At 57.5% G+C, this 17,255-nt stretch carries 17 protein-coding genes and 2 pseudogenes; 9 read left to right on the top strand and 10 right to left on the bottom strand.

Annotated features, from left to right (window positions below; translation table 11 throughout):
- The first annotated feature begins 20 nt into the window (after positions 1–20).
- Positions 21–857, top strand: coding sequence for an LOG family protein (locus tag ACZ1G7_RS13910; protein ID WP_472659983.1), 837 nt, complete (start codon positions 21–23; stop codon positions 855–857).
- On the opposite strand, the gene ACZ1G7_RS13905 is transcribed toward ACZ1G7_RS13910, so the two are convergent.
- From ACZ1G7_RS13905 to ACZ1G7_RS13890, 4 genes are all read right to left on the bottom strand, one after another.
- The gene (locus ACZ1G7_RS13905) at positions 854–1,744 is read right to left on the bottom strand and encodes an esterase-like activity of phytase family protein (RefSeq protein WP_472659982.1); all 891 of its coding nucleotides are present in this window, start codon (positions 1,742–1,744) and stop codon (positions 854–856) included. The genes ACZ1G7_RS13910 and ACZ1G7_RS13905 overlap by 4 nt on opposite strands.
- Positions 1,717–2,628 carry a penicillin-insensitive murein endopeptidase gene (mepA, locus tag ACZ1G7_RS13900; RefSeq protein WP_472659981.1) on the bottom strand — a complete coding sequence of 304 codons (912 nt, stop codon included), beginning with the start codon at positions 2,626–2,628 and terminating at the stop codon, positions 1,717–1,719. Before mepA ends, ACZ1G7_RS13905 begins: the two co-directional genes overlap by 28 nt.
- Complete coding sequence (locus ACZ1G7_RS13895) at positions 2,610–4,016, bottom strand: MFS transporter (protein WP_472659980.1); 1,407 nt, start codon at positions 4,014–4,016, stop codon at positions 2,610–2,612. Before ACZ1G7_RS13895 ends, mepA begins: the two co-directional genes overlap by 19 nt.
- A 117-nt stretch (positions 4,017–4,133) precedes the next feature.
- Positions 4,134–4,661 carry an acyl-CoA thioesterase gene (locus tag ACZ1G7_RS13890; protein ID WP_472659979.1) on the bottom strand — a complete coding sequence of 176 codons (528 nt, stop codon included), beginning with the start codon at positions 4,659–4,661 and terminating at the stop codon, positions 4,134–4,136.
- A gap of 134 nt (positions 4,662–4,795) precedes the next feature.
- Between ACZ1G7_RS13890 and ACZ1G7_RS13885 the strand changes: the two genes are divergently transcribed.
- Positions 4,796–5,068 (top strand): YggT family protein, encoded by a 273-nt coding sequence (locus tag ACZ1G7_RS13885; protein WP_472659978.1) that lies wholly within the window; start codon positions 4,796–4,798, stop codon positions 5,066–5,068.
- Here ACZ1G7_RS13885 and msrA read toward each other — a convergent pair.
- The 3 genes and pseudogenes from msrA to ACZ1G7_RS13870 all read right to left on the bottom strand — a co-directional run bounded on the left by msrA (position 5,065) and on the right by ACZ1G7_RS13870 (position 8,039).
- Positions 5,065–5,698, bottom strand: a pseudogene (msrA, locus tag ACZ1G7_RS13880) (peptide-methionine (S)-S-oxide reductase MsrA). The gene ACZ1G7_RS13885 and the pseudogene msrA overlap by 4 nt on opposite strands.
- 84 nt (positions 5,699–5,782) lie before the next feature.
- Positions 5,783–6,859: a M48 family metallopeptidase gene (locus ACZ1G7_RS13875; protein ID WP_472659977.1), complete on the bottom strand. Its 1,077-nt coding sequence runs from the start codon at positions 6,857–6,859 to the stop codon at positions 5,783–5,785.
- A gap of 1 nt (position 6,860) precedes the next feature.
- Entirely contained in the window at positions 6,861–8,039 is a 1,179-nt protein-coding gene (locus ACZ1G7_RS13870) for a YjgN family protein (protein WP_472659976.1), read from the bottom strand.
- 137 nt (positions 8,040–8,176) lie between these two features.
- Between ACZ1G7_RS13870 and ACZ1G7_RS13865 the strand changes: the two genes are divergently transcribed.
- On the top strand, positions 8,177–8,875 hold the full coding sequence (locus ACZ1G7_RS13865; protein ID WP_472659975.1) for a sulfotransferase-like domain-containing protein: 699 nt from the start codon (positions 8,177–8,179) through the stop codon (positions 8,873–8,875).
- A 71-nt stretch (positions 8,876–8,946) separates the two neighbouring features.
- Here ACZ1G7_RS13865 and ACZ1G7_RS13860 read toward each other — a convergent pair whose 3' ends face one another.
- Positions 8,947–10,170: an argininosuccinate synthase gene (locus ACZ1G7_RS13860; protein WP_472659974.1), complete on the bottom strand. Its 1,224-nt coding sequence runs from the start codon at positions 10,168–10,170 to the stop codon at positions 8,947–8,949.
- A 142-nt stretch (positions 10,171–10,312) separates the two neighbouring features.
- Between ACZ1G7_RS13860 and ilvA the strand changes: the two are divergent.
- Positions 10,313–11,559: pseudogene (gene ilvA, locus ACZ1G7_RS13855) on the top strand (threonine ammonia-lyase IlvA).
- Positions 11,560–11,580: 21 nt separating this feature from the next.
- Here ilvA and ACZ1G7_RS13850 read toward each other — a convergent pair.
- Positions 11,581–11,862 (bottom strand): Hpt domain-containing protein, encoded by a 282-nt coding sequence (locus ACZ1G7_RS13850; protein ID WP_472659973.1) that lies wholly within the window; start codon positions 11,860–11,862, stop codon positions 11,581–11,583.
- Between the two features lie 161 nt (positions 11,863–12,023).
- Between ACZ1G7_RS13850 and ACZ1G7_RS13845 the strand changes: the two genes are divergently transcribed.
- On the top strand, positions 12,024–13,325 hold the full coding sequence (locus ACZ1G7_RS13845; RefSeq protein ID WP_472659972.1) for a SpoIIE family protein phosphatase: 1,302 nt from the start codon (positions 12,024–12,026) through the stop codon (positions 13,323–13,325).
- Positions 13,326–13,342: 17 nt separating this feature from the next.
- Here ACZ1G7_RS13845 and ACZ1G7_RS13840 read toward each other — a convergent pair whose 3' ends face one another.
- Positions 13,343–13,786, bottom strand: a complete 444-nt coding sequence (locus ACZ1G7_RS13840; RefSeq protein ID WP_472659971.1) for an NUDIX hydrolase — start codon at positions 13,784–13,786, stop codon at positions 13,343–13,345.
- Positions 13,787–13,943: 157 nt separating this feature from the next.
- Between ACZ1G7_RS13840 and hslO the strand changes: the two genes are divergently transcribed.
- Genes hslO through ACZ1G7_RS13820 form a run of 4 tightly spaced genes read left to right on the top strand, consistent with a single transcriptional unit; the run spans position 13,944 to position 17,212 of the window.
- Positions 13,944–14,945, top strand: coding sequence for an Hsp33 family molecular chaperone HslO (hslO, locus tag ACZ1G7_RS13835; RefSeq protein ID WP_472659970.1), 1,002 nt, complete (start codon positions 13,944–13,946; stop codon positions 14,943–14,945).
- The gene (locus ACZ1G7_RS13830; protein ID WP_472659969.1) at positions 14,929–15,534 is read left to right on the top strand and encodes a CoA pyrophosphatase; all 606 of its coding nucleotides are present in this window, start codon (positions 14,929–14,931) and stop codon (positions 15,532–15,534) included. The genes hslO and ACZ1G7_RS13830 overlap by 17 nt, the downstream gene beginning before the upstream one ends.
- Positions 15,534–16,679 carry a CCA tRNA nucleotidyltransferase gene (locus ACZ1G7_RS13825; protein WP_472663738.1) on the top strand — a complete coding sequence of 382 codons (1,146 nt, stop codon included), beginning with the start codon at positions 15,534–15,536 and terminating at the stop codon, positions 16,677–16,679. The genes ACZ1G7_RS13830 and ACZ1G7_RS13825 overlap by 1 nt, the downstream gene beginning before the upstream one ends.
- Positions 16,676–17,212, top strand: coding sequence for a LysE family translocator (locus tag ACZ1G7_RS13820; RefSeq protein ID WP_472659968.1), 537 nt, complete (start codon positions 16,676–16,678; stop codon positions 17,210–17,212). Before ACZ1G7_RS13825 ends, ACZ1G7_RS13820 begins: the two co-directional genes overlap by 4 nt.
- Positions 17,213–17,255: the final 43 nt, after the last annotated feature.

Genomic DNA, 17,255 nt, shown 5'->3' with positions numbered 1-17,255 from the left:
AACAAGCCGTCGGAGACCCTATGTCAGAGCATTCCCTTACCAACCCATTGCGCCATTCCCATCAAGACATCACCGAGGCGCGCGCGGTTCCCGACACGCCCCAAACCCGCTCACCTGCCTATGCGCTTGCCTTTGCAGATGAAGATTTTCTCTGTCAGGACGCGCTGCGCCCGGTGCGATTGCAGCTTGAGCTTTTGAAGCCCGAAATGGGTATGGACGAGCAGAAAATTCGCTCAACCGTCGTGCTGTTTGGCGGTGCCCGTATTCCTGAGCCCGCCAAGAAAGACACCGCCCGCACTCAGACACTGTCTGATCTGTCGCAATACTACGAAGAGGCTCGGATTTTTGCCCGCCTCATGACCGAACGTTCCGACGGGCATGAAAACGTCATCGTCACCGGCGGCGGCCCCGGCGTGATGGAAGCCGGAAATCGCGGCGCGCTTGACGCCGGTGGGCGATCCATCGGGCTCAACATCGTCTTGCCACATGAACAGGCCCCCAACGCCTATGTCACGCCCGAGCTGTGCTACAATTTCCACTACTTCGCGATCCGCAAAATGCACTTTCTGATGCGCGCTTCCGCCCTCGCCGTCTTCCCCGGCGGGTTCGGCACGCTCGATGAAACGTTCGAGGCCCTGACCCTGATCCAGACCGGCCGGATGGAACCCGTTCCTTTCTTGCTCTTTGGCGAAAAGTTCTGGCGCTCCATCATCAACTGGGAGGCGCTCGCCGATGCGGGCACTATCTCTGACGAGGATCTGAAGCTCTTCAAGTTTGTCGAAACCGGCCAGCAAGCCATGGACGTCATCGACGCTTGGGAAAAAGCCCCAGCGCGCGATGCCATTCCGGGCCGCTAAGGCACCAGCCGATATTCGACAAATTCCGTCCTCTGGAAAAACTTGAAATTGTCGTCCGAAATCATCGTGACGCGGGTGACGCCATCCGCGTCACCCCAAACCGAAATGCCCTCAAGGTTGTCATGCGCGCCCGTCGCGGTGGTCAGCAAGATCGTCTCATCGCTCAACGCGTCATTGCCAACCTTGAACCGCCGCACCCGGCTGGCGAACCCGGCAACCCCGTTGAAATACCGCTCCAGCACGTATAGCAGCCCGTCCGGCCCAAAATCCGCGCCGACCAGCAAAAACCCGTCACGGCGCGGGATCTGCAAACGGTCGTCCCACACCCCATCGGCGAACCGCCACACCGGGAACGGCCGGTTCAGCAACCCGGAACGTTCCGGCATCGTATAAAGCCGTCCCAGATCATCTACCGCCAAAGCCTCCAAAGACGAATTTGGCTGCATCGAACTAAAGCTGCGCGGCACGATCACGATCTTTGAAGCACCCTCCACCCGGTCATAAAGCCGGATCATATGCACCCCCTCAAAGGACACATAAATCTCGCGCCCGCGATGCACTGCCAGCCCCTCCGCGTCGCGGTAGCCGCCCGGCAGCACTGCGCCCAACGTGTCCCGCAACGCTTCAAACCGCGCGCCTTTGACGCCCACAATCTCGCCGCCCCGGCGGACCAAAACGCCCTCCGCAAACAGCCCGCGGTCGTTGGTCGCCAGAAAGCTGGTGCCATTGGCCGACAGCTCAAGCGACGAAAACCCGCCAAACCGGTCCATAGGTTCCGACCAGGTGTAGCGCCCGACCAGTTCCAACCGCGCCGCATGCGCGTTTAAAGCCCAGCCCAGCAGCACCAAAAGCGCCAATGTCAGTTTGATTGCAAAACCTCCACGCACTGGCCCGGCAAATCAGCCAGGCGCAGCTCCCGGCGCGGTTTGGGCGCGGGGGCGTTCGGGTCAGGCGGCGGCGGGTTCAAAATGTTGTCCACCCATTTCTGCGCATCGGCGCAACCGTCGCCCGGCGGCGGCGGGGTTTGGTTCACGCAGCCGCGCGCCCCCGCAGGGCAGTTCAGCCGCACGTGAAAATGGTAATGATGCCCCCACCAGGGCCGAATTTTGCGCAGCCAGTTCCGGTCGCCCGTCGCGTCCTTGCACATCTGCACCTTGGCGCCCGGGAACACAAAAATCCGCGCCACCCGTGGGTCGGAGGCCGCAGCCTTCAGCACCTCATGATGGCCGCGCGTCCATTTGTCGTTCACAAAAGCACCGTTCGCGCGGCGCATCGAAATTGCCGAAATGCCTTCGCGCTGCGAGCGATCCAGCGTCATGCTCTTGGCCGGGTTCATCCAGATATCGGCATCCAGCCCGATCTGGTGCGAGCGGTGCCCGGTCAGCATCGGCCCGCCGCGCGGCTGGCTCAGATCGCCCACATACAGCCCCGCCCAGCCTTGCCTGACGGCTACGCGGCTCAGATCCTTAACCATGTCGATCGTGTCGGGATGGCCCCAGTTGCGGTTGCGCGACAGCCGCATCGCCTGCCAGGTCGGCCCGGTCTCGGGCAGTTGCTGCAAGCCCGATGCGCAGCCTTTGGCATAGGAGCCAAACGCGGCAGGCGGTTGCGCCGAGCCGTTGGTTTTCGCCCCAAATAATGTCTTGGCAATCAGCTTGCCTTGCGGGCCAAGGTCGCGCCGCACCTCAGGCGCCGCGTCGCGTTCAGATGGCGCACCGCAGGCCAATAACAAGGCCAAAGCGCCGCAAGGAATTAGTTTTCGGAGGCCCATACCGCGTCATCCTCGCCTTCTGGTTTCACCCAGATTAGCAGGATGAGGCCCAAAAGAAAGAGGGCGATCAAAGGTGTGACGCCAATCCGCTGGCTCTCGGTCAGCGCCGTCACAAGCGCGATCAAACCGGGCGCCAAAAAGGCTGTGGCCTTACCCGCAAGCGAATATAACCCAAAGGCTTCCGTCATCCGGTTCGGGTTAGCCTGCTTGACCAACAGCGCGCGGGAAGACGCTTGCACCGTGCCACCCGCCGCCCCGACCAAGGCGCCGCAAACATAGAACGCCAGGTCAGAGATTGTGCGCCCGGCGATCATCGGGTCTGCGCTGACGCTAATCCACGCCACTTCGCCCGGCGCGATGGAAGCGATCCCAACGGTCGCAAAAATCAAAACAAGAATGGAACCCACAACGACGTTCTTAGAACCGACCCGCTTATCTGCATGCCCACCAAGCCACGCAAAAAGCGCCCCGGTGAGAACTGCAAGAATGCCGAAAATCCCAATGTCGATGACGCTCCAATCTAAGACCAACTTGGCGTAGACACCGCCAAAGGCGTACAGCCCGTTCAACGCGTCCCGGTAGACCATTGAAGATGCAAGATATGCCGTAAGGCTGGGCGTCTTCGGCAGTTTTTTGATCGTATTTTTCAACGCAGAGAGCGCGCTCGATACACCGCCAGAGACGGGTACTTGGGGTGCGCGATCTTCCTTCACCCACAAAACGAAAGGGATCATAAAGACCATATACCATATCGCGGCAAACGGCCCGACCAGACGCGTGCCTTCGCGTGCGTCGGGGTCCAGTCCAAACAGCGGCGCTATGCCCAAAAGCGTCTTGCCCGCGCTGTTTTCAGCAAAAAACAGCAGCATGATCACCAAAGCAACAAGCCCACCTAAATAACCCACGGCCCAGCCTGTACCCGATATCCGGCCCGTTTCCGACGCGGGCCCAAGGTCTGGCAACATGGCATTGGTAAATGTCGTGGCGAATTCCATGCCGATAAAGCCAATTCCGAAGACGATCAGCACGAAGGCAATATTGAAATCATCCGGATAGGCCAGCCACAGCCCCATCGCGCCGAGAACGTAAAGCGCAGAGAACACCCAGATATAGGGCAAACGGCGTCCCGTATTGTCGGCAAGCGCGCCAAGGACCGGAGCAGAAATAGCGATAATCAAGCCGATCACCGATTGCCCCAAGCCCCAAATACTTTGCGCTTTCGCATCAGCAGCGGTCTCGTCCAAACCGCCATTCATATAGAGGTCCGAGACGATTTCCGCGAAATACGGTCCGAAAATAAATGTAAGCAAAAGCGTGTTATATGGTTGGCTGGCCCAATCAAAAGCCATCCAACCGCGCACGCGCTTCTGCAACGGTATTGCCGACATTTGTCCCCCAGACTTTGAGGGGATTAACCACCGCAGCCCTGTTAGAGGCAAGGAAAAACTTACCTTAACTGGTTAATAAGGGGGTATTGCTTTACCCTTAAAAAATTGACGTAAACGTCAGAATGGGGGCCAAGGGCGCTGTGCTTCGGCCGCAATCCATGCGGCAATCCAATCTGGCATCACGGGTGAGACCGCATCGGGCGCCAACACCTCGATCACACGTTCAGGCGGAACAATCCCCGAAGCGTCCGTCACCGCCGAACGATACAGAATATGCGAGGTCGCCTGCCCTTTGCTCCACATCGATTGCTCTAGATACAGGAACTTGTCGTCCCAGCAGACTGCGCGGGACCTGATCTCAACCTTTTGAAACATCCGAACGCGACGCCGATACCGCACCGAAGCGCCTGCCATTGTCAGCCCCCATCGCTGGGTCTTCAGGACTTGGATCAAGCCGACGCGTTTTGCCAAAGGCAGACGCGACAGATCATACAGCGTCAGCGTGCGCCCGTTGTTCAGCTCCATCCAGAGGTCAATGTCCCAGGGCCAGCAGATATGATGCGACACATGTGTGTCGGTCAGGCCCAAATCAGGGGCGTTTCGAAATACAAAAAATTCTTTGATCAAACGAATGAAGGGATACATGGGGGCACTCCTTTTCAGTGCTCAACATGCGTCCCTTTACGTTAACGTCAACGATCACCTAACGTCACCTGCCGCTTGCGAAACCCAAGCAAGCACCCTAGCTAAAGCGCAGCGCGTTTTAAGGAAAAGACCCAATGAGCCAGATTGCCTTCGTGATTCAGCCCCTGTTCTCGGTCATCAAGACCGTGATCTTCATCTATTTCATCATGAGCTGGCTTCTTAGCTTTCAGGTCCTCAACCTGCGCCAACCCTTGGTCGCGCAAATCTGGAACGGGCTGACCATGCTTCTGGAGCCGCTGTTCCGCCCCATCCGCAATCTATTGCCCGCGACCGGCGGCCTGGATTTCAGCCCGCTCGTCGTGCTGCTGATCATCTTGATGCTGGAACGGCTGCTCTACGTCATCTAACCGGCAAACGGCGCAGCACTACCCCAAAGCTGCTTGACCCGCGCGTCGCGCCCGCAGGCGCTGCGGTATTTCTTGTAGGCCCGCGCCTTGCTGACAAGCCCGAACCGGGTCAGCACTTTGTCTTTGCTCTTGTAGTAATCCTGATGCGACGCGTCCGCCGCGTAAAATGGCGCGGCCTTCAAAATCGGGGTCACAATCGCCTGCCCCAAGGCTTTTTCGGCCCGCGCTTTCGCCGCCTCCGCCGCCCGCTGCTCCGCCGCGTTGCTCACAAAGATCGCTGTGCGGTAGCTCCCCCCGGTCGCAGAACTGCCCACCCGCATCCGTCGGATCGATGGACCGGAAAAACATGTCAAACAGCGCAGGCAGCGGCAAGGTCCCCGGGTCGTAGCTGATCTGCACCGCCTCGTAATGCCCGGTGCCGCCCTTGGTCACCTGCTTGTAGCTCGGCTCGGCCACGCGCCCGCCGGTGAAGCCCGACACCGCCTCGCTCACCCCGCGCACGCTTTCAAAATCAGACTCGACGCACCAAAAACACCCGCCCGCGACGGTGATGGTCTTCGATTGCGCAAAGGCGGGCACCGCCAGGCAACTGATCGCGGCGGCAAGAAAAACGGGCAGAAATGGCTTCATGACGGATCTCCTATGGGTCACCGCCAAAATGGTGCAGGCGCCCGGCAAAGCAACCAACAGAACTGTGAGCTCACCGCTTGGTGATCACTCCAACGCCTCGATATAGCCCTCGATCTGCTCAACCCTCGTGTCGCTGTTGGGATGTGTCGACAACCATTCCACAGGCTCCGCGCCCATCTCGGACACGAATTCAAAAAACTCTTTCAACCCGGCAGGCTGGTACCCGGCGGCGCGGGTCAACGCTACGCCAAACTTATCCGCCGACGCTTCGTGCTGGCGCGAGAAATTCAGCGATAGCAGCAGGTTCCCTTCCAGCAATACCTCTTCCAGAAACGGGCCCGTGTCGCCCGCCAAGAAGCCCACCAGCACATAGATACCCAGCGAGCGGTAGGTCTGCCGCATGCCATGCTGTTCAACAACATGGCCGATCTCATGTCCCAAAACGCCTGCGATAATGTCCTCGCCCGGGAAACGTTCAATGAACTCGTCGGTCATGATCACCGTGCCGCCCGGCAGGGCAAAGGCGTTCGGACCAATGCGCGGCATCGAGCGGAAATTCATCGAAAAATTATGCGCGTTCACCTGATCTTCCGGCAAAGCGGCCAGAAGATCGCTGAAAATCCCGCGCACGCGCTCTTGCTCAGCCTCGCTCAGCTGCGTCTCCTCGGCCTTCATCGCAAATTCAATCGTTTGCATGCTGCCGCGGTCAATCTGCTCGACCACAAAGGGCGGCGTTAGCGCCAAGGCCGCGCTCACCAGCAAATCCAGCCCGTAGCGCCACAGCAGAAAACACGCCAGAACCAGCGCGCCAAAAACGCCGATCAGACGGGGGCGAAACGCCTCCCAGCCGTGCAAGGCGTCGCCCGCGGTCTGGCCGGTCAAAACCTCAATCCCGGCGCGATCCGTGCTTTCAAACAATGCACCGTCGGGGAAATGCAGCTTGCGCGCCACCGATCCTAAGACCGGGTCTACCGTGATCTCGGACAGCGGCGCCGCCGTGATCACGACCCCGTCCGCGTCGACAATATCGACATGCACATCATCCGCGCCCAGTGCGGCGCGGGTCAAAAGCCGCGCCTGCGTCAAGGCAGAGCTGTTGGCCGCATAGGCCTGCCCCGCCACGTCCAGCGCGAACCGGTCGCTATGCCCCCCGGCGCTCATGTTACAAAGGCAGCCCGAAATCGACGCCTTCAAGATCGGTATAGGCATCCGCCACCGACATGCCCTGCGCCTCCTGATCGCCAATAAACGCATCAAGCGAAGATCCGGGGATCAAATAGGTTTGATTGGCCATGTATTTGTGCATCCGGACATGTGCCCAGGGCAGCATCAGACCCAATGTGCACAGCGCAACCACAGCGTTCGACACTGCGATCCAGAACAAGACCAAAGGCTTGATCGTCGACCGGAACCGGTGGTTCCCTTCAAGTGCTGCATGGTTGTAGATCGCATTGCGCACGATCGCTTGGTAGATGAATGTCGCAGGCAGAAAAGCCAGGAAGAAGGCGACGTAGATCACGCCAACCATCCCGATAATCTCAGCGCCAGGTTCGCCGCCCGGGGCGTCAAACCCCTGAAAAACCGCGACAACAGTGGCGCCGAACAGGATCATCAAAATGACGCCGACCAAAACCACCCAAGCCAGTGCTGCGGCCATCGCTTTCACAAAAGGCGCAAGCCCGACATCGAGTGCGAACTCGGCTTTGCCCAGCCGCGCGTTGTTAACGACGAAAAGTTTCACGGCCTTGTCGACAATCGGGAAGGCCAAAAACATCACAGCAACCGCCGCGATGCCCAAAAGCGTCGGCAAAATAAAATCGCCAGTTTCCGCCCCGAGATAGGCCGCGCCAAAGATGAGTCCAATCAAGGCCGCATAAGCCAAAATCGGCAGCAGGACGAAGACCACAAAGGCGCGTCCCGTTTTGCCAACGAAGTTAAAGCGCACATTCGAAAAGCTCGACATACGGGCGTTGAACTGCATGGATTTGACAATCAGCCATGGTACCAAAACCAATAAAACAACGGTCAAGACGCCGCCGATAATCGGGCTAAGCGAGAACGAGACCGAAAAGATCACATATCCCACAATGAAGATCAGGCGGCCGATCAGGATTTGCTTGCCGGTCGCGTGGTAGTCGAAATTTCGCCCGGCAATATAGGTGTGATTGTAGAAGTATTTCTTGCGCCGCACCTTGGCCCAGGCCGAATAAATGCCAAATGTCACGATGCTCAGAAGCAGATTGACCAGCCAGATGCCGAACCATTCCTTGGCACTGCCGCGAAACTCAAATTGCTGCGTTTCGCCCGGATGCGTATCTGCGACATTGGCGTCAAAACTCATCGACTTATTCCTCAATCTATAAACTTCGTTTTTTATCAGGTTATACGTTGCTCACGCGGCAGTGAATCCCCAAAATGGGGTGAAAATGAGACCGCTCCTGCGCGCGGCCGCACCCGTGTTGCGAAAAGGAAACCATCATGAGAATCGCCTGTTGGTCCGGCCCGCGGAACCTGTCTACGGCAATGATGTATAGTTTTGGTAATCGCGCCGATTTTTCCGTGATGGATGAACCGTTTTACGCGGCTTATTTGCGCGAAACCGGGCTCGATCACCCGATGGCCGCGCAAATCATGGCCGCGCATGAAACCAATTGGCACAAGGCCGCGGCCCAATGCGCGCGCACGGGGCCGGCGCATGTCTATCAAAAACACATGTGCCAGCACATTCTCGACACCACCCCGCTGGACTGGGCGGAAGAGTGCAAACATGTCTTTTTGATCCGTCACCCCGCACGCGTTTTGGCCAGCTATCAAACCAAGCGCGAAACGGTGACGCTCGACGATATCGGGTCAGAGCAGCAGATTGCTTTGTTCGAAGAATTTGGCGGCATCGTCGTCGACAGCGCAGATCTTCGTGATGCCCCCGAACCCATGCTGCGTGCGCTTTGCGCGGCACTTGAGCTGGATTTTGACCCCGCCATGCTCCGCTGGCCCGCCGGTGGCCATGCCGCAGATGGGATCTGGGCCGAACACTGGTATAGCGCTGCCCATGACAGCACCGGATTTTCCGGCACTGACGGCCCTCTGCCCGAACTGTCCGGCGCTCTGGCCGAGCTGTGCGAAGACGCTCTACCCGCCTACGCCATCCTGCGCACGCAACGGCTGCGGGCAGGTTAATATCGGGTAAAGAAATTTCGAAAGCCGTTTGGTTTGAAAGGCTTACAAGATTCCCCGCATGCGGGGCGGCCTCATTTCAGCCGCTTATCCCGCGCCGCGAGCAATTTCAGACGCAACGCATTGAGCTGAATAAAGCCCGCCGCATCTTTCTGATCATAGGCCCCGGCATCCTCCTCAAAGGTGACGTGAGCTTCTGAGTAAAGCGAATGATCCGACCACCGCGCCACCGTCCGGGCAGAGCCTTTATAAAGCTTCAATTTCACCGACCCCGTCACATGCCCCTGGCTCGCATCAATCGCCGCCTGCAGCATCTCCCGCTCCGGCGAGAACCAGAACCCGTTATAGATCAGCTCCGCATACCGCGGCATCAGCTCATCCTTCAGATGCGCCGCACCCCGGTCCAACGTGATCGATTCAATCCCGCGATGCGCCTCCAAAAGCAGCGTCCCGCCCGGCGTTTCATAGATCCCGCGCGACTTCATCCCAACGAAACGCCCTTCAACAAGATCCAGCCGCCCGCAGCCATGCTTCCCGCCCAGCTCATTCAGTTTAGTCAGGATCGTGGCCGGGCTCATCGCCTCACCATTGATCGAGACGGCATCACCCTTCTCAAACCCGATCTCAACATATTCGGGCTCATCAGGCGCATCTTCGGGATGCACAGTCCGTTGATAGACGTAACCCGGCGCCATCTCCGCCGGGTCTTCCAGAACTTTGCCCTCAGATGAGGTATGCAGGAGGTTCGCATCGACCGAGAACGGCGCCTCACCCCGTTTATCCTTCGCAATCGGAATCTGGTTTGCTTCCGCAAACTCCAACAATTTGGTGCGCGACGACAGGTCCCACTCCCGCCACGGGGCAATCACTTTGATGTCTGGGTTCAAAGCGTAGGCCGAAAGCTCGAACCGCACCTGATCATTGCCCTTACCCGTCGCCCCATGCGCCACAGCATCCGCGCCGGTCGCCTCGGCAATCTCAACCAAACGCTTCGAGATCAGCGGCCGCGCGATTGAGGTGCCCAACAGGTACAGCCCTTCATAGACCGCATTCGCACGAAACATCGGGAAGACGAAATCGCGAACAAATTCTTCGCGAACGTCCTCAATGTAGATGTTGTCGGGATTGATGCCCAGAAGCTCGGCTTTCTTGCGCGCGGGCTCCAGCTCTTCGCCCTGCCCCAAGTCGGCGGTGAAGGTCACAACTTCACAGCCGTATTCAGTTTGAAGCCATTTCAAAATGATCGAGGTATCCAGGCCGCCGGAATAGGCAAGGACGACTTTTTTGGGGGCAGACATGCGCGCGATCTCCATCTCGTTTGCGGGCGGGTTACCGCGCGTCCCGCTCAGGTGCAAGGCCAAGGAGCACCCAGATTGACCTCTGCCGCAAATCCAGCGACAGTTTCATGCCATACCTTCGAGCCCGCGGAGCCCCAAAAAGATGAGCGAATTTGAGACAGCAGCCCGCGTCGCCATGCTTGCTATGCGAGATGTGTTCGAGCCGACCCCGCTGCAACGCAATGATTATCTGTCGAAGAAGTTTGGCGCCGAAATTTTCCTCAAACGCGAAGACCTGTCGCCTGTCAGATCTTACAAAATCCGCGGTGCGTTTAATGCCATGCGCAAACAACGGGCACTAAACCCGGATCAAACGAAATTCGCCTGCGCGAGCGCCGGAAACCACGCCCAAGGCTTTGCGTATGTGTGCCGCAGCTTTGGCGTCTCCGGCGAGATTTTCATGCCAATTACAACGCCACAGCAAAAAATCGAAAAGACGCGTGCATTTGGAGGCGATGCGATCAAAATCCGGCTCACCGGGGATTATTTCGACCAAACACTTGCAGCCGCACAAGCCTATTGTGAGGAGAGTGGTGCCCATTTCCTAGCACCCTTTGATGATGCAGATGTTATTGAGGGGCAGGCCTCCGTCGCGATTGAAATGCTCGACGAGCTTGGTCGCGCGCCTGACATGTTAATCCTGCCTGTGGGCGGCGGCGGCTTGTCTTCTGGCGTAACGAAGTTTTTGAAAACCGCATCCCCTGAAACCTCCATTCGCTATGTCGAGCCGGAGGGCGGAAAGAGCCTCGCAGCCGCATTGGAGCAAGGCGCGCCTGTCACGCTGCCCCATGTCGATTCTTTTGTGGATGGCGCAGCCGTTGCGCGCATCGGAGCAAAAAATTTCAGCGAGTTGTCGCATGTGAACACAGCCCATGTGCTCGCCGCGCCAGAGGATCGGATTTGCGAAACGATCCTTGAAATGCTCAATGTAGAGGGGATCGTCTTAGAACCTGCCGGCGCACTGGTGCTGGATGTTCTTGAGGGGTTACGAAGCCAGATCAAGGGAAAGACAATTGTTTGCGTGACGTCAGGGGGAATTTTGACTTCGAGCGTCTTCCCGAAGTCAAAGAACGCGCCATGCGCTATTCGGGCCGTAAGAAATACTTCATCTTGCGCATGCCCCAACGCCCCGGTGCCTTACGCGATTTTCTTGATTTACTGGGGCCGAATGACGATATCGCGCGGTTTGAATACCTTAAGAAGTCGGCCCGGAACTACGGCACGGTTCTGATCGGGATTGAGGCTAAAACGGCTGATGAATTCACCGATCTGTTCAAGCGTATGTTGGAGAACGGTTTCGAATACCGAGACATCACAAATGACCCGGTGCTTTCAGAATTTCTGATTTAATCGCGCGGGTTTTGCTGGGCCTTACTGCGTCTGCGCGAGGAAGCTCTCCTTTGATTGCAAAAACACAGTTTGCACTTTTTCGAGGATGTCGCGACCGCCTTCTGCCTCCGCGTTCGAGCACACTTTTTGCAAATCCTTGAAACCGAGATTGGCCGCACCGCCCTTTAAGAAATGGTACCCCTCTGACAAGTTCTGCGTCTCCTCTTGGTGCATTTCTTCAAGCTTTTCTTCGACCTCAGCGATGAACATAGATACGATTTCAAGGAAATCATCCTCGCCGAAATCAGAACGCAACTCACTCACTCGATCCCAATCTATCATCACTTTACCAATCCAAACTGCCCGCCCCCAAAGCGCGCAAAACCTCTAGTGCCGCAGAGTTAATAAGTCGTGTTCGAACATCGGAAAGCCTCGCTAATTTTAGGCTTCACCGCTTATTAAGCCCTTGCCTGTGATATGGCGGCATGAACGAAATTAATCCAATACAACGATCCGAAACCGAACAGGCTTTGAGTTGGGAACACGAGAGTATTACCAACTCCGAGACACCACATCTTGTATTGATTGTCGACGATAGCGCTATGCAGCGGAAAATGCTGACCAAGGCGCTGGTGAAATGGGGCTATGAGATCATAGAAGCCGATTCGGCGATCAAAGGCCTTGAGATTTGTAAAACCCACGATGTGACCATGGTCATCAGCGATTGGATGATGCCGGGTATGAATGGTCCTGAATTTTGCCATGCGTTCCGCCAGCTCGACCGTGAGGGATATGGGTATTTCATCTTGTTGACGAGCAAAGGCGAAAGCCGGGAGGTCGCGGCAGGCTTGAATTCCGGGGCAGATGATTTTCTCGTCAAACCCTTTGTGTTTGGGGAATTGAAGGCGCGGATGCGCGCGGGCGAGCGTATTGTTGAAATGCACAGCCAGCTCATTCAAAAGAACCGCCTTGTTAACGAAGCATTTGAGACGATCAGATCGCTCTACGACTCTGTCCAGAGCGATTTGGTCGAGGCGCGCCGTTTGCAGGCTTCGTTGGTGCGCGAGACCCATATTGAGTATTCGGGCGGGGCCGCCTCAATGATGTTGCACCCAAGCGGACATGTCGGCGGCGACCTTGTCGGACAGTTCCAAGTCAGTGAGAATATTGTTGGCGTCTACTCGCTAGACGTATCGGGTCATGGTGTCGCCTCCGCTTTGATGGCCGCGCGTTTGGCCGGGTATCTCAGCGGGCTTTCCCCATCGCAAAACATTGCCTTAATCGACAATGGCGACGGCACATTTGCTGCGCGCGATCCGTCTGAAACAGCTGAACTATTGAACGAAACGCTACTGCGTGAATTAGAAACTGACCATTACTTCACAATGGCTTTGGCTATTGTCGACATGTCGACGGGCAAAGCAATCGGCGTTCAGGCCGGTCATCCGCATCCAATGATCCGCCGCAGAAATGGCGATATCTTATCGATTGGTCCCGGTGGCATGCCCATTGGTCTGATCCCCGGCGCAGAATTTGAAAGTTTCGAATTTCACCTCGCCCCGGGCGAACAGATCATTTTGTTTTCCGATGGATTGACCGAAGCCGAGGACCCTGAGGGCACCCAACTGGAAGAGTCTGGACTGGAGGCTCTATTGCAAAAACATGAGCAACTGCGCGGCGAAAAACTTTTAGACACGCTTTATGATGAACTGAAAGTTTTTGGCCAAAGCGACGACTTTGGTGATGACGTTTCGGCACTGATCTTCGAACTCAAGGCGCAAGACTAGCTACGCGACTTTCTGGTTTAAAGCAGATTGCGCCACATACGTAAAAACGCGCGATCTCCATCATTTCCGAGAAGGCCGACCGCCTCATCCGGGTGCATCCAAAGGGCCGTATGTGAGGCCTCCAATGGCGCACTTCGTTGGAGAACGGGGCGCGCAAAATAGATGTGACATAGCTTCTCAGCCCAAAGATCATATTCAGGCATATACGCAAAACGACGAAACGCCCCCAAACGACGAGGTGTGGCGATTGTCCAACCGGTCTCCTCCATCACTTCGCGGTGCAGCGCTCTGATCGGCGTCTCCCCCGGGTCGATACCGCCGCCGGGCAATTGAACTTCGGGGTCAGGTTCAGACTGAAATGTTGTCAAAAGCCCATGCCCATCCCACAGGATTGCGTAGGCGCCCGGGCGATGCACGTAGCGTTTCGCAGAATTACGAGGCTCTCCAAACCGACGGATCATGACATACTCCACCCTTGTTTCTGCAGGAGCCTTAGCAAGAACCGCGCGAGCCATGCAAAAACTAGTTTGTCGCTTTGTATGTATAGCCCCCTTGGACGCGCCATTGCCCCGCCTATATAGACGCGATAAGCCGGTCCCCGGCGAAAAAGGTACCCCAATGACACTAGGACAAAAAATCGCGTGGGACGACACGGTCCTACCCTTCCAACTTGATCGCTCCGACATCCGCGGGCGCGTGGCGCGTCTTGACGGGGTGTTGGATCAAGTGTTGGCACAGCACAATTACCCGCCCGCCGTAGAAGCCGCGGTCGCCGAAGCCGCAATGCTGACAGCGTTGATCGGGCAGACGATTGATCTGCGTTGGAAACTGTCACTGCAAATCCGCGGCGACGGCCCTTTGCGCCTGATCGCAACTGATTATTATGGGCCCACGAAGGAGGGCGCTCCCGCCCGCATGCGCGCCTATGCTAGCTATGACAAAGACGAGCTGATCCCTGATGCCCCTCATTTCGAGCAGATCGGCAAAGGCTTCTTTGCCATTTTGATTGATCAAGGCAATGACATGAAACCCTACCAAGGCATCACCCCCTTGGCGGGCGGCAGTCTTGCGGATTGCGCGGGAACATATTTCGCTCAATCAGAGCAGCTGCCGACCCGGTTTGCGCTGACTTATGGTCAAAGCCAGGAACCTGGCGAACGACCCAGCTGGCGCGCAGGCGGCGTGATGTTGCAGCATATGCCAAAGGCGTCCCCATTGATGGCCAAGGACCCGGCAACGGGCGAGGGTGGTTTGTTGGACAGCTCAGATTTGTTGCAGGGCGAAGAGGATGACAATTGGAACCGCGCCAACATCCTGCTCGACACGATTGAGGAGATGGAACTGATTGGCCCTTCTGTGTCGCCCACCGACGTGCTGGTCCGCCTGTTTCATGAAGAAAGCCCGGTGGTCTATGATGCACAGCCCGTTACCTTTGGATGCACCTGTTCGGAAGAAAAAGTTCGGTCTTCTATGTCGATCTATTCGGCGAAGGATATCGCGCATATGACGACCGATGAGGGCGTACTGACGGCGGATTGCCAATTCTGCGGCGCGCATTACGAGCTTGACCCAAAGACGCTTGGGTTCGAGGCGGAGGGTCTGGATGACCCGCTCAAGTGAGCTGATAGACCGGATTGAGGCCGCGCTAGGGAAACCCGGCGCGGCCTCATCAGATTTTGATCTGAACCCGGACACGGTCTTGCCCGACAACCGCGTCTTGCGTGATGCGGCCGTTTTGATCTTGCTGAACCATCTGGGTGATGTGCCGGTCGTCACGCTAACCAAACGTGCCTCGGGCCTGAAACATCACCCTGGCCAGATCGCATTTCCTGGCGGCAAACGGGACGCGGCAGATGCAAGCCTGGAGGCCGCGGCCCTGCGTGAAGCGCAGGAGGAGATCGCTTTGCCAGAAGGCGCCGCCCGCATACTTGGCACCTTGCCCCCGCACGAAACGGTGACGGGCTTCACGGTCACGCCATTTGTGGCGCAACAGACGGCACCATTCACGCCAAAATCAGAGATTTGCGAAGTCGCGGAAGTGTTCGACGTCCCGCTTGCGCATCTGCTTGAGCCGCGCAACTACGTCATTGAAGGGCGTCGCTGGCGCGGTGCGCGCCGGTACTACTACACTGTGCCCTACGGCCCCTACTACATTTGGGGCGCAACGGCGCGGATGTTGCGCGCGCTTGCCGACAGGGTCTCGCAATGATCCGCGCAACAGGCGACTGGCTAACACAAAAGCCGACGCAAGACATGTTCGCGTATTTCGCAGAGGCGGGACACAGCTTGCTTTGCGTCGGCGGCTGCGTTCGCAATGCGCTTTTGGGCGAGCCAGTTGCCGATATCGACATGTCCACCGACGCCTTGCCCGAAGCAGTGCTGGAATTGGCGGAGAGGCATGGCTTGCGCCCCGTGCCAACGGGCATTGATCATGGCACTGTAACGATCATTCATAGCAATATTCCTTTTGAAATCACAACATATCGCAAGGATGTCGAAACCGACGGCCGACGTGCGGTCGTAGCCTTCGCAAACACCATTGCGGAGGACGCAGTGCGGCGTGATTTGACCATTAATGCGCTCTATTGCGGCGCAAAGGGCGAGGTCACTGACCCGGTCGGCGGGCTCAACGACATTGCAGCGCGCAGTGTGCGTTTCATTGGCGATCCCCATGCACGGATCCGCGAAGATTATCTGCGCATCCTGCGTTTTTTTCGCTTCTACGCGTGGTATGGCGCAACTGACGGCGGGATTGACGCCGACGGATTGGCGGCTTGCGCCGAGCTCGCCGATGGGCTCGATACCCTGTCGCGGGAACGGGTCGGGGCCGAGATGATCAAGCTTCTTTCTGCCCCGGAACCCGCGCCAACCGTCGCGGCCATGGCGCAGTCAGGCGTTTTGCACCGCGTGATGCCCGGCGCGGAACCCTCGGCATTGACCATTTTGAACCATTTTGAGAACAGGCTCACGCCAGATTGGCACCGGCGCGCATTGGCTCTGGGCGGGGAAGATATTTCGCAAAACTGGCGATTGCCAAATGCAGATGCGCGCAGTCTGGCGCAAATGCGTGTAGACCTTGAGGCAGGAACTGATTTGCGCGAGTTGGCCTACCGTAACGGGCCAGACCATGCCCGCAGCGTTGCATTGGTTCGCGCCGCCAGTACCCAGCAGCCACCCGCGCCCGAACTTGAAGACGTGATCTCAACCGCCTGCAACGCCACGTTCCCAATCAATGCCGCCGATCTGATGCCGCAATTTGAAGGCCCAGCACTAGGCGCCGAACTAAAACGGTTGGAGGCACGCTGGATCGCTTCGGGTTTCACGCTGGGCAAGGCGCAGCTGCTCGGGCAATGATCGACCCGCTCTACGTCTTTGTGTTCGCAGGCCTCTTTTCGCCGGGGCCAAATGTAATACTGCTCACTGCGTCGGGCGCTCGCTTCGGCCTGAAAGCGACATTGCCCCACATTTTGGGTGTGGCGGCTGGTGTCGGCGTCACTTCCGGGCTGACCGCGCTTGGTGTTGGTGGCGCCCTTCTGGCACAGCCCGCACTTGCGTTCGCGTTCAAATTGATCGCAGTTGTCTGGATCTTATGGATGGCATGGGCACTGTTTCGATCAACCCAAAGCCCCGATGCCAAAGCAAAGGAACGCCCTTTTACGTTCCTTGAAGCGGTCCTATTCCAATGGGTTAACCCCAAGGTTTGGGCTGTGGCACTTGCGGCATCTGCCGCTTACGGCGCGGGCATACCACCCACGCAAGAGGCGCTACGCCTCGCCTTCGCGTTCTCGGCGATAAATCTGTTTGTTTGCCTGTTTTGGACCTATGCGGGATCTTTGCTGACTTATCTTTTGACCACCCCCAAGCGTGGACTATCTTCACAACAGTGATGGCCGCCGCGCTCGCCGCCTCGGCCCTGATGGTATTCCTGTC

It is taken from the genome of Litoreibacter sp. JB4-2 (genome assembly GCF_055693445.1).
Note: the sequence above shows the minus strand (reverse complement) of the source record. Positions and strands in the feature narration are given on the sequence as shown.

Bases quoted from the DNA above. Each gene is read 5' to 3' on its own strand.
- ACZ1G7_RS13910 (WP_472659983.1), top strand. From the start codon at position 21: ATGTCAGAGCATTCCCTTACCAACCCATTGCGCCATTCCCATCAAGAC.
- ACZ1G7_RS13860 (WP_472659974.1), bottom strand. From the start codon at position 10,170: ATGTCTGCCCCCAAAAAAGTCGTCCTTGCCTATTCCGGCGGCCTGGAT.
- ACZ1G7_RS13840 (WP_472659971.1), bottom strand. From the start codon at position 13,786: ATGATCCGTCGGTTTGGAGAGCCTCGTAATTCTGCGAAACGCTACGTG.
- hslO (WP_472659970.1), top strand. From the start codon at position 13,944: ATGACACTAGGACAAAAAATCGCGTGGGACGACACGGTCCTACCCTTC.
- ACZ1G7_RS13845 (WP_472659972.1), top strand. From the start codon at position 12,024: ATGAACGAAATTAATCCAATACAACGATCCGAAACCGAACAGGCTTTG.
- ACZ1G7_RS13885 (WP_472659978.1), top strand. From the start codon at position 4,796: ATGAGCCAGATTGCCTTCGTGATTCAGCCCCTGTTCTCGGTCATCAAG.
- ACZ1G7_RS13830 (WP_472659969.1), top strand. From the start codon at position 14,929: ATGACCCGCTCAAGTGAGCTGATAGACCGGATTGAGGCCGCGCTAGGG.
- mepA (WP_472659981.1), bottom strand. From the start codon at position 2,628: ATGGGCCTCCGAAAACTAATTCCTTGCGGCGCTTTGGCCTTGTTATTG.
- ACZ1G7_RS13875 (WP_472659977.1), bottom strand. From the start codon at position 6,859: ATGAGCGCCGGGGGGCATAGCGACCGGTTCGCGCTGGACGTGGCGGGG.
- ACZ1G7_RS13865 (WP_472659975.1), top strand. From the start codon at position 8,177: ATGAGAATCGCCTGTTGGTCCGGCCCGCGGAACCTGTCTACGGCAATG.
- ACZ1G7_RS13820 (WP_472659968.1), top strand. From the start codon at position 16,676: ATGATCGACCCGCTCTACGTCTTTGTGTTCGCAGGCCTCTTTTCGCCG.
- ACZ1G7_RS13895 (WP_472659980.1), bottom strand. From the start codon at position 4,016: ATGTCGGCAATACCGTTGCAGAAGCGCGTGCGCGGTTGGATGGCTTTT.
- ACZ1G7_RS13870 (WP_472659976.1), bottom strand. From the start codon at position 8,039: ATGAGTTTTGACGCCAATGTCGCAGATACGCATCCGGGCGAAACGCAG.
- ACZ1G7_RS13890 (WP_472659979.1), bottom strand. From the start codon at position 4,661: ATGTATCCCTTCATTCGTTTGATCAAAGAATTTTTTGTATTTCGAAAC.